At 58.1% G+C, this 12995-nt stretch carries 10 protein-coding genes and 4 tRNA genes; 1 reads left to right on the top strand and 13 read right to left on the bottom strand.

Features of this window, described 5'->3' with window-relative positions:
• Positions 1 to 139: 139 nt before the first annotated feature.
• The 13 genes from rpoB to DLM85_RS11045 all read right to left on the bottom strand — a co-directional run bounded on the left by rpoB (position 140) and on the right by DLM85_RS11045 (position 12327).
• Positions 140 to 4024, bottom strand: coding sequence for a DNA-directed RNA polymerase subunit beta (gene rpoB / locus DLM85_RS11105; protein WP_243635928.1), 3885 nt, complete (start codon positions 4022 to 4024; stop codon positions 140 to 142).
• Positions 4025 to 4371: 347 nt separating this feature from the next.
• Complete coding sequence (gene rplL, locus DLM85_RS11100; RefSeq protein ID WP_111478185.1) at positions 4372 to 4749, bottom strand: 50S ribosomal protein L7/L12; 378 nt, start codon at positions 4747 to 4749, stop codon at positions 4372 to 4374.
• A gap of 60 nt (positions 4750 to 4809) precedes the next feature.
• Positions 4810 to 5364 (bottom strand): 50S ribosomal protein L10, encoded by a 555-nt coding sequence (gene rplJ, locus DLM85_RS11095; protein WP_111478184.1) that lies wholly within the window; start codon positions 5362 to 5364, stop codon positions 4810 to 4812.
• A gap of 14 nt (positions 5365 to 5378) precedes the next feature.
• Positions 5379 to 6077, bottom strand: a complete 699-nt coding sequence (rplA, locus tag DLM85_RS11090; RefSeq protein ID WP_111478183.1) for a 50S ribosomal protein L1 — start codon at positions 6075 to 6077, stop codon at positions 5379 to 5381.
• A gap of 12 nt (positions 6078 to 6089) precedes the next feature.
• Entirely contained in the window at positions 6090 to 6533 is a 444-nt protein-coding gene (gene rplK, locus DLM85_RS11085; protein ID WP_078013211.1) for a 50S ribosomal protein L11, read from the bottom strand.
• 110 nt (positions 6534 to 6643) lie between these two features.
• A complete protein-coding gene (gene nusG, locus DLM85_RS11080) occupies positions 6644 to 7204 on the bottom strand; it encodes a transcription termination/antitermination protein NusG (protein WP_111478182.1) in 561 nt (186 codons plus the stop codon).
• A gap of 25 nt (positions 7205 to 7229) precedes the next feature.
• Positions 7230 to 7424: a preprotein translocase subunit SecE gene (secE, locus tag DLM85_RS11075; RefSeq protein ID WP_111478181.1), complete on the bottom strand. Its 195-nt coding sequence runs from the start codon at positions 7422 to 7424 to the stop codon at positions 7230 to 7232.
• Between the two features lie 70 nt (positions 7425 to 7494).
• Positions 7495 to 7565: transfer RNA gene (locus DLM85_RS11070), tRNA-Trp, on the bottom strand.
• A 351-nt stretch (positions 7566 to 7916) separates the two neighbouring features.
• Positions 7917 to 9104 (bottom strand): elongation factor Tu, encoded by a 1188-nt coding sequence (tuf, locus tag DLM85_RS11065; RefSeq protein WP_111478180.1) that lies wholly within the window; start codon positions 9102 to 9104, stop codon positions 7917 to 7919.
• A gap of 163 nt (positions 9105 to 9267) precedes the next feature.
• Positions 9268 to 9339 (bottom strand) — tRNA-Thr (locus tag DLM85_RS11060).
• Between the two features lie 38 nt (positions 9340 to 9377).
• Positions 9378 to 9450 (bottom strand) — tRNA-Gly (locus tag DLM85_RS11055).
• A 32-nt stretch (positions 9451 to 9482) separates the two neighbouring features.
• Positions 9483 to 9565 (bottom strand) — tRNA-Tyr (locus tag DLM85_RS11050).
• 179 nt (positions 9566 to 9744) lie between these two features.
• A complete protein-coding gene (locus DLM85_RS11045; protein ID WP_243635927.1) occupies positions 9745 to 12327 on the bottom strand; it encodes a M1 family metallopeptidase in 2583 nt (860 codons plus the stop codon).
• A gap of 110 nt (positions 12328 to 12437) precedes the next feature.
• Between DLM85_RS11045 and DLM85_RS11040 the strand changes: the two genes are divergently transcribed.
• Positions 12438 to 12938 carry an acyl-CoA carboxylase biotin carboxyl carrier protein subunit gene (locus DLM85_RS11040; RefSeq protein WP_111478179.1) on the top strand — a complete coding sequence of 167 codons (501 nt, stop codon included), beginning with the start codon at positions 12438 to 12440 and terminating at the stop codon, positions 12936 to 12938.
• The last annotated feature ends 57 nt before the right edge of the window (positions 12939 to 12995 follow it).

Raw genomic sequence — 12995 nt, 5'->3', positions numbered from 1 at the left:
CATGTCGCAAAGCCGCTCGTACTATGCGTCTATTCTGCTTAGCCTCCCTCCTATTTGCCGACGAGTCAGCTTAGGGCAGGATGCGCAAAATGGTTGCCGGCACCGAGGCACCGACAACCATTCTGTTAGCAGCTTTTAACTAGTCCAGCGTGATTTCCAGGGCCAGACCACGCAGCTCGTGAATGAGTACGTTGAACGACTCCGGGATATTCGGCTTGGGCAGCACGTCGCCCTTCACGATGGCTTCGTAGGCTTTGGCGCGGCCAATCACGTCGTCGGACTTCACCGTCAGGATTTCCTGCAGGATGTTCGACGCGCCAAAGGCCTCCAATGCCCACACTTCCATCTCGCCGAAACGCTGACCACCGAACTGCGCCTTACCACCCAGCGGCTGCTGCGTGATGAGCGAGTACGGCCCGATCGAACGGGCGTGCATCTTGTCGTCGACAAGGTGACCCAGCTTCAGCATGTAAATCACGCCTACCGTCACGGGCTGGTCGAACCGGTCACCCGACAGACCATCGTGCAGGTACGCGCGGCCCCAATCCGGCAGGCCGGCTTCGGTCAGCTCCTTGGCCACCTCTTCTTCGGTACCACCGTCGAAGATGGGGGTCGAGTACTTGCGGCCCAGCTTGAGGCCGGCCCAGCCCAGTACCGTTTCGTAGATCTGACCGATGTTCATGCGGCTCGGTACGCCCAGCGGGTTGAGCACGATGTCCATCGGGGTGCCGTCGGGCAGGAAGGGCATGTCCTCATCGCGCACGATGCGGGCCACCACCCCTTTGTTACCGTGACGGCCGGCCATCTTGTCACCCACCTTCAGCTTGCGCTTTTTGGCGATGTACACTTTAGCCAGCTGCACGATACCGGCGGGCAGTTCGTCGCCTACTTCCAGCGTGAACCGGTCGCGCTTGAAGCGGGCCGTTACGATGTTGCGGCGCTTGGTATAGTTCTTCACCAGCTCCGCCACCATCCCGTTGACCTTCTCGTCGGCGGTCCAGTTCTCCAGGATGAGGTCCTTGAACAGGTTCACCTCTTCCGGCACGGCGTAGTTGCTCTCGTCCTTGTAGGGGTTCTTCTCGGGGAAGAGGGCATCGGTGATGTTCTTCTTGCCGAATTTGGCCCCTTTGGTCAGCAGCTCGTCGCCAAACTTGTGCTTAATGCCTTGCGAGGTTTTGCCCTCCAGCAGCTGCACCAGCTTGTCGACCATCACGGACTTCACCCCGCGCAGCTCGGCGGCGTAACGGTCCTTCAGCTCCTCCACTTCGCGCTTGGACTTGGCCCGCAGGTTTTTGTCCTTCTTGGGGCGCGAGAACAGCTTCGTCTCGATGACGACACCCTGCAGGGAGGGCGGCGCCTTGAGGGAGGCATCTTTCACGTCGCCGGCCTTGTCGCCGAAGATGGCGCGCAGCAGCTTCTCTTCCGGGGTCGGGTCCGTCTCGCCCTTCGGCGTGATTTTACCGATCAGAATGTCGCCTTCGCGAACCTCAGCACCGATGCGGATGATGCCGTTTTCGTCGAGGTTGCGGACGGCTTCTTCGCTCACGTTCGGAATTTCCGAGGTCAGCTCTTCTTCGCCGCGCTTGGTCTCGCGTACTTCCAGCTCAAACTCTTCGATGTGAATCGAGGTGAAGATGTCGTCGCGGACTACCTTCTCCGAAATGACGATGGCGTCCTCGAAGTTGTAGCCCTGCCACGGCATGAACGCCACCTGCATGTTGCGGCCCAGGGCCAGCTCACCGGCTTCGGTAGCGTAGCCCTCGCACAGCGGCTGACCTTTGAATACCCGCTCACCCTTCTTCACAATCGGAGTCAGGTTGAGGCAGGTATCCTGGTTGGTGCGGCGGAACTTGATCAGCTCGTAGGTCACGCGCTCGGCGTCGAAGCTCACGAGGATGTCTTCGGCGGTGAGGTCGTACCGAACGATGATCTTGTTGGCATCCACATAGTCGATAACACCGTCGCCTTCGGCCACCACCAGGGCGCGTGAGTCGATGGCCACGCGGCCTTCGAGGCCGGTGCCCACGATGGGCGCCTGGGGCTTCAACAGCGGCACCGCCTGGCGCTGCATGTTCGAGCCCATCAGCGCACGGTTGGCGTCGTCGTGCTCCAGGAATGGAATCATCGAAGCAGCCACCGATACAATCTGGTTCGGGGCCACGTCCATGTAGCTGTACTCCGAGGGACCAACCACCGGGAAGTCACCTTCGAAACGGCCTTTTACAAGCTCGTTGATGAAGTTGCCTTTGTCATCGATGCGGGCGTTGGCCTGCGCGATGTGGTGGGTGTCTTCCTCTTCAGCCGTCAGGTACTTCACGTTCTCGGTGGTGTCCACCTTGCCGCCTTCTACCGTGCGGTAGGGCGTTTCGATGAAGCCCATCGAGTTGACGCGGGCGTGCACGCACAGCGACGAAATCAGGCCGATGTTCGGGCCTTCCGGCGTTTCGATGGTGCAGAGGCGGCCGTAGTGCGTGTAGTGCACGTCACGTACTTCGAAACCAGCCCGCTCGCGCGACAGACCGCCCGGCCCGAGCGCCGATACGCGACGCTTGTGCGTCACCTCGGCCAGCGGGTTGGTCTGGTCCATGAACTGCGACAACTGGTTCGTACCGAAGAACGAGTTGATGACCGACGACAGCGTGCGGGCGTTGATCAGGTCAACAGGCTTGAAGTCCTCGTTGTCGCGCACGTTCATGCGCTCCTTGATCGTGCGGGCCATACGGGCCAGGCCGACGCCGAACTGGGCGTACAGCTGCTCGCCTACGGTGCGCACGCGCCGGTTCGACAAGTGGTCGATGTCGTCGACGATGGCCTTCGAGTTGATCAGGCCGATCAGGTACTTCACGATGAGCACGATGTCCTCGTTCGTGAGTACGCGGGCGTCCCAACCCGTGTCGATGCCCAGCTTCTTGTTGATCCGGTAGCGGCCTACGTCACCGAGGTCGTAACGCTTATCCGAGAAGAACAGCTTCTGGATAATGTCACGGGCGGTTTCTTCGTCCGGCGCTTCCGTGTTGCGGAGCTGGCGGTAAATCTGCTCTACAGCTTCCTTCTCCGAGTTGGAGTTGTCCTTCTGCAGGGTGTTGTAGATGATGGCGAAGTCGGCGATGTTGACATTCTCGCGGTGCAGGATGATGGACTTCACGCCCGAATCCACGATGGTGTCAATATCCAGGTCCTCCACCGTCGAGTCGCGCTCCAGGAGCACCTCGTTGCGGTCGATGGACACTACCTCGCCGGTATCCTCGTCCACGAAGTCTTCCGTCCAGGTGCGCAGCACGCGGGCGGCCAGCTTGCGGCCGACTACTTTCTTGAGGGTTTTCTTGTCGGCTTTCACCTCTTCCGACAGCCCGAACAGGTCCAGGATGTCTTTGTCGGTGCCGTAGCCGATGGCGCGCAGCAGCGTCGTCACCGGGAATTTCTTCTTCCGGTCGATGTACGCGTACATCACGTTGTTCACGTCCGTGGCGAATTCAATCCACGAGCCTTTGAACGGGATGATACGGGCCGAGTACAGCTTCGTGCCGTTGGTGTGCTTGCTCTGGGCAAAGAACACGCCCGGCGAGCGGTGCAGCTGCGACACGATGACGCGCTCGGCGCCGTTGATGACGAACGAGCCCTTCTCCGTCATGTACGGGATGTTCCCTAGGAACACCTCCTGCTCGATGGTTTCGAAGTCCTCGTTGTCCTCGTCGTTGCAGAGCAGGCGCAGCTTGGCTTTCAGCGGAACCGAGTACGTCAGGCCGCGGTCGATGCACTCGTCCACGGAGTACTTCGGCGGATCAACGTGGTAGTCGATAAACTCCAGGACGAAGTTCTCGCGCGAGTCGGAGATGGGAAAGTTCTCGGCAAATACCTTGAACAGGCCCTCGTTCGAGCGGTTTTCGGCCGCCGTCTCCAACTGGAAGAAGTCCCGGAACGACTGCAGCTGCACGTCCAGGAAGTCCGGGTACTCGATTACCTTCTTAATCTTGGCGAAATTGATCCGCTCCAGGGCCGTAGCCTTTGCTTTGGGTGTAGCCAATGTGTTAAGAATTAAAATGACACTGGGAGGATGGAATCTTCAAACCATGCCAGTAGCGCGAGCCAACCACTCACGCATCGAAGAATAACCCGGAGGGCTACAAAAACGTTCTTCGGTACAGTTAAGCCGTGGTGGGTTCGCGCTACTGTTTCGCCGTAAAAACGCTCCCAGAGCGTAGAAACGGCTTTTAGCAAAGTTTGCAGGCTACAAACAGGAAAAGACCTGACTTAGTTGCCAGGTCTAATCCATGCTTTGTCGGACTGGAAAAACAGGTGCGGCAAATGAATTAAACCGTGTTCTGTTTAAGGTTTATCAGTCCGGTTAAAGCAGGTAGTGGAGAGAGGTAATTACTTAACCTCTACTTCAGCACCAGCTTCTTCCAGCTGCTTCTTCAGGCCTTCAGCCTCGTCCTTGGTCACACCTTCTTTCAGGGGCTTCGGAGCGCCGTCAACCAGTTCTTTGGCTTCTTTCAGGCCCAGGCCCGTCAGGTCTTTCACCAGCTTCACGACAGCCAGTTTCTGAGCGCCAGCGGCTTTCAGGATTACGTCGAACGACGTCTTCTCTTCGGGAGCCTCAGCAGCAGCGCCGCCGCCACCAGCTACCATTACCGGAGCAGCAGCAGCCGGCTCGATGCCGTACTCGTCCTTCAGGATACCAGCCAGTTCGTTAACTTCTTTAACGGTCAGGCTAACGAGCTGCTCTGCAAATGCTTTCAGATCTGCCATTTTGCAAAAAATTTGGGGTGTTGTTGAAAACGATGAATTGAGAGAGAAAGAGAGCAGCGGTTAGCCTGCGGCCTCTTCTTTTTCCGAAAGGGTTTTGAGGATGCCGGCCAGCTTGTTGCCACCGCTCGACAGAGCGCTGATAACGTTTTTGGCGGGCGACTGGAGCAGACCGATGATGTCACCGATGAGTTCCTGCTTGCCTTTGATGGTGCTGAGCGTGTCGAGCTGGTTGGTACCAACGTACACGTCGCTGTCCAGGTAAGCGCCTTTGAACACCGGCTTGGGCTCAACGCCGCGGCCGTAGTTCTGCGACTTGTAGAAGTCTTTCAGCAGCTTGGCCGGAGCCGAGCCGGATTCCTGCGAGAACAGGATGCCCGACTGGCCTTTCAGCGCCTCGTCCATCGCCGAGGTATCACCCTCCAGACGGTCCAGTGCTTTCCGGATCAGCGTGTTTTTGTAGACCTTGTATTCCATCCCGCGGTTGAAGCACAGGCGACGGAATTCGTTGATCTTCGCCACGGACATGCCCGAGGCATCCGTGATGTAGAAGAAGCTGTACTCGCCGAATTTACCGGCCAGCTCATCTACGAGGGCGTATTTTTCTTCCTTCGTCATGATCAGGCGTGTAATTACTTGGCGGAATTGGCAGCCGTGTCAACCGGTACGCCAGGGCTCATCGTGCTCGAGAGCGTGATGCTCTTGATGTAGGTACCCTTAGCCGACGAAGGCTTCAGACGCTGCAGGGTCTGGATCAGCTCCAGTGCGTTTTCGGCCAGCTGCTGCTCGTCGAACGACACTTTGCCAACCGAGGTGTGAATGATACCGGTCTTGTCAACTTTGAAGTCGATTTTACCAGCCTTCACTTCCTGCACAGCTTTGGCTACGTCCGTGGTTACGGTGCCCGATTTCGGGTTTGGCATCAGGCCACGCGGACCCAATACGCGGCCCAGACGGCCCACTTTCGCCATTACAGCCGGCATCGTGATGATAACGTCCACGTCGGTCCAACCCTTCTCGATTTTCGAGATGTAGTCGTCCAGACCCACGAAATCAGCACCAGCAGCGGTAGCTTCGGCTTCTTTGTCCGGCGTAACGAGGGCCAGAACACGTACGGTTTTACCCGTGCCGTGGGGCAGCGTTGCCACGCCGCGAACCATCTGGTCCGCTTTGCGCGGGTCAACACCCAGGCGTACGTCGATGTCTACCGAAGCGTCAAATTTGGTGAAGGTGATTTCCTTTACCACTTTGGCGGCGTCCTGCAGCGACCGTACTTCCGTCAGATCGAATTTGGCAAGGGCTTCCTTGCGCTTTTTGCTCACTTTAGCCATGGTCTTAGCCGATTACTTGGTGAGGGGGCTTTCGCCCGTAATGGTGAGGCCCATGCTGCGAGCGGTGCCAGCAACGAGTTTCATGGCCGACTCGATCTTGAACGCGTTCAAGTCGGGCATCTTCGTTTCGGCAATTTGGCGGACTTGGTCCCAGGTCACCGAGCCAACCTTGTTCCGGTTCGGCTCTTTCGACCCGCTCTGAATCTTCGCTGCTTCCATGAGCAGGATCGGCGCAGGCGGCGTCTTAATGACAAAGTCAAACGACTTGTCAGTGTACATGGTGATGAGAACAGGTAACACTTGGCCGGCTTTATCCTGGGTGCGAGCGTTGAACTGCTTGCAGAACTCCATGATGTTCAAGCCTTTCGAACCAAGCGCAGGTCCAATCGGCGGGGCAGGGTTTGCCGCGCCTCCCTTTACCTGAAGTTTCAGGTAACCTCTGATTTCCTTGGCCATTTGGTTGATTACTTCGGCTGTGGGTGGCTCCCACCGCCGCTGTGAAAAATGCTCCTATGGAAGCGGCTACCAGTCCGGAGCGGACGACCAGTAGCCCAACTGTAACAGTTCTAAACTTCTTTTTCGACCTGCGTGTAGCTCAGCTCCATCGGAGTGCTACGGCCGAAAATCTTCACGATGACGTTCAGCTTCTTGCGCTCCTCGAATACCTCGGATACGGTACCCGACATGCCCGCAAAGCCACCGTCAATAATCTTCACCAGCTCACCGGCTACGAAAGGCACTTCCAGCGCTGCCGGCTGCTCTTCCGTCTCATCCACGATGCCGAGGATACGGTTCACCTCGCTCATGCGCAGCGGAATGGGCTTGGCGTTCGAGGTTTTACCCTCTTTGTCGCTCAGAAAGCCCAGCACGCCCGGCGTGGTGGTGATAATGTGGTCAACCTCGCCATGCGTTAAATCAGCGTGGATGAGGATGTACCCCGGGAAGAAGCTACGCTCGCGCACCCGCTTCTTGCCATTGCGCATTTCGTACACCTTCTCGGCCGGAATCAGCACCTGCGGCACCAGCTCGTCGAGCCCGTGGCGGTGAATCTCCGTCTCGAGGTATTGCTTGGCTTTCTTCTCCTGGCCGCTCACCGAGCGCACCACGTACCACTTCAATTCTCCCATTGTCCTTACTGGTTATAGGTGAAGGTTAGCGGAACGAGTTGTAAAACGCCTTCAGCAGCGACTCAAACGTCACATCCATCAGGCCTACCACGATGGCAAACACCAGCGAACCGATGAGCACCAGGCCGGCACTCTTCTGCAATTCCTCGAACGACGGCCACGTCACTTTGTAGCGCATCTCTTCGACGGTATCGCGGAAGTATTTCGACAGCTTATCCATGGTTGAAGGACCGGTTGGCGGTAAGGCAAAAGCGGCCGCTTCAGCAGCGGCCGTCTTTAGGTTTAATCTGCACGGGCGGAGAGATTCGAACTCCCATCAAAGGTTTTGGAGACCTCTATTCTACCCTTGAACTACGCCCGTGTAAGTTCCTATTGAGGCGGGTATGCTTCAATTCGGAGTGCAAATGTACCGAAGGTTATGGATAAAACAAATTTGGCTGCAAAAAAAACGCGAACAGATTCTCTTGACAGACCGACAATTACGCTTGATTTACCGTGCCGGCTTCTATGTTTTGGCTAATAGCAGGGTCCATCTGGTCCTTATAGATGCACAAATTCGTCTTCCTACTATAAATGCTCCTGGCTTTTTAGGAAGCCTGCCTATCGGCGTTGCATCGGGTCAACCCAGGTTAGTCACGGCAAGGCCGAAAACACAGCAGCCTCTACCGGTTTCCCGATAGAGGCTGCGCGCCTAATACAACTTTCGTCGTAATTAGTCGAGGATTTCGGTTACCTGACCGGCACCTACCGTACGGCCACCTTCGCGAATTGCGAAGCGCAGGCCTTTCTCCATGGCCACTGCGTTGATCAGCTCAACGGTGATGGTCACGTTGTCGCCGGGCATTACCATCTCCACGCCTTCAGCCAGCGAGATGATACCGGTAACGTCGGTGGTGCGGAAGTAGAACTGCGGACGGTAGTTGTTGAAGAACGGCGTGTGACGGCCACCTTCTTCCTTCGACAGAACGTAAACTTCGGCCTTGAAACGTTTGTGGGGGGTTACCGAGCCGGGTTTGCAGATAACCATGCCGCGACGGATGGCTTCTTTTTCAATACCACGGAGCAGCAGACCTACGTTGTCACCAGCTTCGCCACGGTCCAGGATTTTGCGGAACATCTCAACGCCGGTTACGGTCGACTTGAGGTTTTCAGCACCCATACCGAGGATTTCAACCGGCTCACCCGAGTTGATTACGCCACGCTCGATACGACCGGTAGCTACGGTGCCACGGCCGGTAATCGAGAAGACGTCTTCTACCGGCATCAGGAACGGCTGGTCCGTCAGACGGGGAGGAATCGGAATGAAGGAGTCAACAGCATCCATCAGGGCCTCGATGGTACCAACCCACTTGGCATCACCGTTCAGACCACCGAGGGCCGAACCTTGGATAACCGGGATGTTGTCACCGTCGAAGTCGTAGAACGACAGCAGCTCGCGGATTTCCATCTCAACGAGTTCGAGCAGCTCGGGGTCGTCGACCATGTCGACTTTGTTCATGAACACCACCAGCTGCGGCACACCTACCTGGCGAGCCAGCAGGATGTGCTCACGGGTCTGGGGCATCGGGCCGTCGGTAGCAGCTACCACGAGGATAGCGCCGTCCATCTGAGCAGCACCGGTTACCATGTTCTTCACGTAGTCAGCGTGACCCGGGCAGTCAACGTGAGCGTAGTGACGGTTGGCGGTGGAGTACTCGACGTGAGCGGTGTTGATAGTGATACCGCGCTCTTTTTCCTCCGGAGCGTTGTCGATCGAGGAGAAGTCACGCTTGGCGGCCAGACCTTTGTTAGCCAGCACCGTGGTGATGGCGGCGGTCAGAGTCGTTTTGCCGTGGTCCACGTGACCGATCGTGCCGATGTTTACGTGCGGCTTGGACCGGTCAAAAGTTTCTTTAGCCATTGTAAAGAGATTGGGAAGAAATTTTGAGGGAAAAGAGGGTGCTTACGCGCTGCGGGTATACTGCAAGAAAGCGATACGCAGACTTCTCCCTAGGAAAAAACTGCACGTCGCTTGCTGCAGGCCAGACGGCGGCAGGCGCGCTGCCCCGTTAGGTTCACTCTTGAGCCGTTGCGGGGATTTGAACCCCGGACCTCTTCCTTACCAAGGAAGTGCTCTACCCCTGAGCTACAACGGCTTGAAACTTGACTTATCAGACTCGGTCGGCGGAAAGAGAGCGGGAGACGAGGTTCGAACCCGCGACCTGCAGCTTGGAAGGCTGCCGCTCTACCAACTGAGCTACTCCCGCGTGATGAGCTGATTTAGCAAGAAGAAATGAAGTGGGGGGAGAAGGATTCGAACCTTCGAAGTCGTAAGACAACGGATTTACAGTCCGTCCCATTTGGCCGCTCTGGAATCCCCCCGTTTTCAGGTCTTCGGCCGGATGCCGAAGCTCATTTTGTCCTCTTCAGAACCTTGCTGCGGTGAGTAGGTCGCTGAATTGGATTGCAAAATTAGGGGCTTTCTGATGCAAGTCAAGCACCCGCGCAAAAACCTGAACTATTTTTTTTCGCCCTTTTCCCCAAAAAAGGCCTAAACCGCGCTATTGCAGCAGGTTATAGATACCGATGAGGCGCTCATCTTTTTCCTTGCTGCGAATGTCAGCCAGGGTTGTTTTAAGCGCCGGCATATTGGCAGAGAGTGTCCGCAGCCCGTGGTAGGCCCCGAGCCGTACCTCGTAATGGGGGTTGGTGCGGGCCATCTGCTCCATCTTCTTGAGGGCTTTGTCGCGCTCTACGGCCGGGATGCGGAGCATGTAGGTGCCAAAATCCTGCAGCAGCTGGTACAGCGTAGCGGCGTCGGCGTCGTCAAGCTGGGTGAGGTACCACTGGTAATGGTCGATGGTACCGTTCAACGTGAAGTAGGTAGACAGCGCCCCCACGATAAGCGGGTTCTTCTCGGTGCGCAGGGCTTCGATGCGCGACTGGGCGGCTACCGTCGGGGATTTGGTGAGGGCGGTAATGGCGGCTCCCATAACCAGGTAAGAACTGTCATTCAGGGCCTGACTGAACACCTTGCTGAAGTCCTCGTTCTGGAAAGCGGCGAGGGTAGCAATGGTTACGGCCCGGACGCGGCTGTCCTTATCGGTCGAGGCTACGCGCTCCAGGTCCTTGCGTACGGCGCCGCCCTCGGGGCCCCGGTAGCGGCGCAGCCCTTCGGCGGCAGCAGCCCGCACGCCCCAGAACGGGTCGTTGAGGGCGTTGCGCATCATGCTGCTCACGCCCAGATCCGCCACTTTGGGCTTCAGCTCGGCAATAGCCTGGGTTTTCGAGAGGAAGTTGCGGGCGTGGTAGAACTGGTACACCAGCTCGTCCTGGCTTTTCTCCTCCGTCAACTCGGCCAGCAGGGTTTTATCCGAGTCGAACTGCACCAGCCCGGGTTTCTGGCTGACGGGCAGCTGGAAGGTCTGGCTGGCTTTGGTGACGACGAGGCGGTGGTCGGTGGGCTTGTCGTTGACCCAGGTGGTAACGGTGACGGGCAGGCGGTAGACCGGCTGGTAGAGTGTATCCTGCTTCTGCACCACGCGCAGCGTCACTTTGCCGTCGGCATAGGAATGCGCCACGGCAACCGTGGGGTGGCCGCGCTGCAGAAACCACTGGTCGAAAAACCACATCAGGTCTTCGCCGGTGACTTCCTCGAAGACCATACGTAGCTCGGCCAGCTCGACGGCCGAGAACTTGTGCTGGGTCAGGTAGCGGTTGAGCGCCGTGAAAAACGCGTCGTCGCCGACGTAGTTGCGGAGCATGTGCAGCACCTGCCCGCCCTTCTGGTAGGAATGCCGGTCGAACATGTCCTCCTTGTCGGCGTAGCGGTAGCGCACCAGCGGCTCCCGCTTGCTCTGGGCCTCCTCGAAGTACAGCGCGGCCTGCTTCTGGCTCCAGAGGTCGGCGGCGTCGCGGCCGTACTTGAATTCGTTCCAGAGGTATTCGCCGTAGTTGGCAAAGGCCTCGTTGAGCGGCAGGTTGCTCCACGATTCGGCCGTCACCAGGTCGCCGAACCACTGGTGAATCAGCTCGTGGGCAATGACGTCGTCGCTGTTGCCGTCGAGGAGCTGGCGGCGGGTTTTCAACGTCATCTCGGTGCCGTGCACGGTAGCCGAGGTATTCTCCATAGCCCCCGAGATATAGTCGCGCACCACGACCTGGCTGTACTTCTCCCACGGAAACTCCATGCCCAGCTTCTTGCTGAAGAACTCCAGCATCTGCGGGGTGCGCCCGAACAGCGGCCGGGCATCGGCGGCGTTCTGCGGCTCCACGTAGTAGTCGACGGCCTTGCCGTGCCAGGAGTCGTTGACGACGGCAAAGTCGCCGACGGCCATCATGGCCAGGTAGGGCGCGTGGGCCAGGCTCTGCTTCCAGGTATCGGTGCGGGTGCCGTCGTTGTTTTTCTTCGACGTTACCAGCAGGCCGTTGGACAGGGTCTTGAACTGCCCTTCCACCGTCAGGCTGATTTCCTGCGTCATGCGCTGGTTGGGCCGGTCAATGGTCGGAAACCAGCAGGAGCTGCCTTCCGTCTCGCCCTGGGTCCAGAGCTGGCGGGGCTTGTTTTTCTCGGTGCCCAGCGGATTGATGAAGTACAGACCCTTGGACGCGCGAATGGCCGCGCTGCCGCCGGTGGGCAGCTCGTTGGGCTTGGCCACGTACTGAATGCGCACCTGATACGGCTCGGTGCGGGCGTATGCCCGATCCAGCGTAATAGCCAGACGGCGCTTGTCGTGCTGAAAGTTCAGGGTCTTTTCCTTGCCGCCCGTCACCAGCTTCACGCTCTTCACGTCGAAGCCCTTCGCGTCGAGCACCAGTTGCGTCTGCGGGTAGAAGTGCGGGCGCACCGTGACGGTGGCCGTGCCCAGCAGCCATTGTTTGGCCCAGTCAAAGCGTACGTCGAGCCGGGTATCGACCAGGTCGTGCAGCAGGGTGGCGGCCGGCTGAATGGGGTTGACCGGCGGCAGCCAGTTCGGCACAATCATGATGGACTGGGAAGCCGGCTGCTTGCTGTCGGTCGGCTCGGTGGCCGCGGCCTTGTGGGGGGTGTTCTTCTTAACCGAACCCGGCTTCGAAGGCTGTCCCAGCAAGGTAAAAGGCAATGCAATAGCCAGCGTAAAAGCCCCGAGTGCCGGATATTTCATGAGGAGCTAGTTGGGGTAATCTGAGGGTTGAAGTTCCGAAATAATTTCAGATTCCCTCTATCTTTAAGCCCTTTTCCGCCGCATTCTCCCCCTCATCCTACCCCACCCGCATGCTACAGGTCAGCGCTGGCCCCGGACACTCGTGGAGTGTCGACATCAACACCCACGGCATCTCCGTCGACGAGCAACCCTTTGAGTGGGACCTGATTGAGTTGGGCGAAGGCCGCTACCACCTGCTGTATCAGGGGCGCTCCTACGCCGCCGAATTGCTGGAAATCGACGCGGCCGCCAAGACCGTACTTCTCAAGCTTAACGGGCAGCGTTTTGAGCTGCAGGCCAAGGACCGCTTCGATCTGCTGCTGGATAAACTGGGCATGAGTCAGGCGGCCAGCACCAAGATCAACGAGGTGAAAGCACCCATGCCGGGCCTGATTGTGGCCATTCGGGTGGAGCCGGGCCAGGCCGTGCAGAAGGGCGACCCGCTGCTGGTGCTGGAAGCCATGAAAATGGAGAACATCCTCAAGTCGCCCGGCGACGGGGTGGTGGGCGCCGTAAAAGTGGGCATGCGCGACAACGTGCAGAAGGGCCAGGTGCTGATTCAGTTTGCGTAAGCTGTTTCGGCCGCTCTCCTGCCGCGTCGCGTACGTAGCAAAGTCATCAACCTAACT

Source organism: Hymenobacter edaphi, assembly GCF_003258365.1.
GTDB lineage: Bacteria > Bacteroidota > Bacteroidia > Cytophagales > Hymenobacteraceae > Solirubrum > Solirubrum edaphi.
The sequence above is the reverse complement of the archived record's forward strand: the minus strand, read 5'-3'. Positions and strand labels throughout refer to the sequence as shown.

Coding starts and splice junctions, on each gene's coding strand:
- rplA (WP_111478183.1), bottom strand. CDS start 6,077: ATGGCTAAAGTGAGCAAAAAGCGCAAGGAAGCCCTTGCCAAATTCGAT.
- rplK (WP_078013211.1), bottom strand. CDS start 6,533: ATGGCCAAGGAAATCAGAGGTTACCTGAAACTTCAGGTAAAGGGAGGC.
- secE (WP_111478181.1), bottom strand. CDS start 7,424: ATGGATAAGCTGTCGAAATACTTCCGCGATACCGTCGAAGAGATGCGC.
- rplL (WP_111478185.1), bottom strand. CDS start 4,749: ATGGCAGATCTGAAAGCATTTGCAGAGCAGCTCGTTAGCCTGACCGTT.
- rplJ (WP_111478184.1), bottom strand. CDS start 5,364: ATGACGAAGGAAGAAAAATACGCCCTCGTAGATGAGCTGGCCGGTAAA.
- DLM85_RS11045 (WP_243635927.1), bottom strand. CDS start 12,327: ATGAAATATCCGGCACTCGGGGCTTTTACGCTGGCTATTGCATTGCCT.
- DLM85_RS11040 (WP_111478179.1), top strand. CDS start 12,438: ATGCTACAGGTCAGCGCTGGCCCCGGACACTCGTGGAGTGTCGACATC.
- tuf (WP_111478180.1), bottom strand. CDS start 9,104: ATGGCTAAAGAAACTTTTGACCGGTCCAAGCCGCACGTAAACATCGGC.
- nusG (WP_111478182.1), bottom strand. CDS start 7,204: ATGGGAGAATTGAAGTGGTACGTGGTGCGCTCGGTGAGCGGCCAGGAG.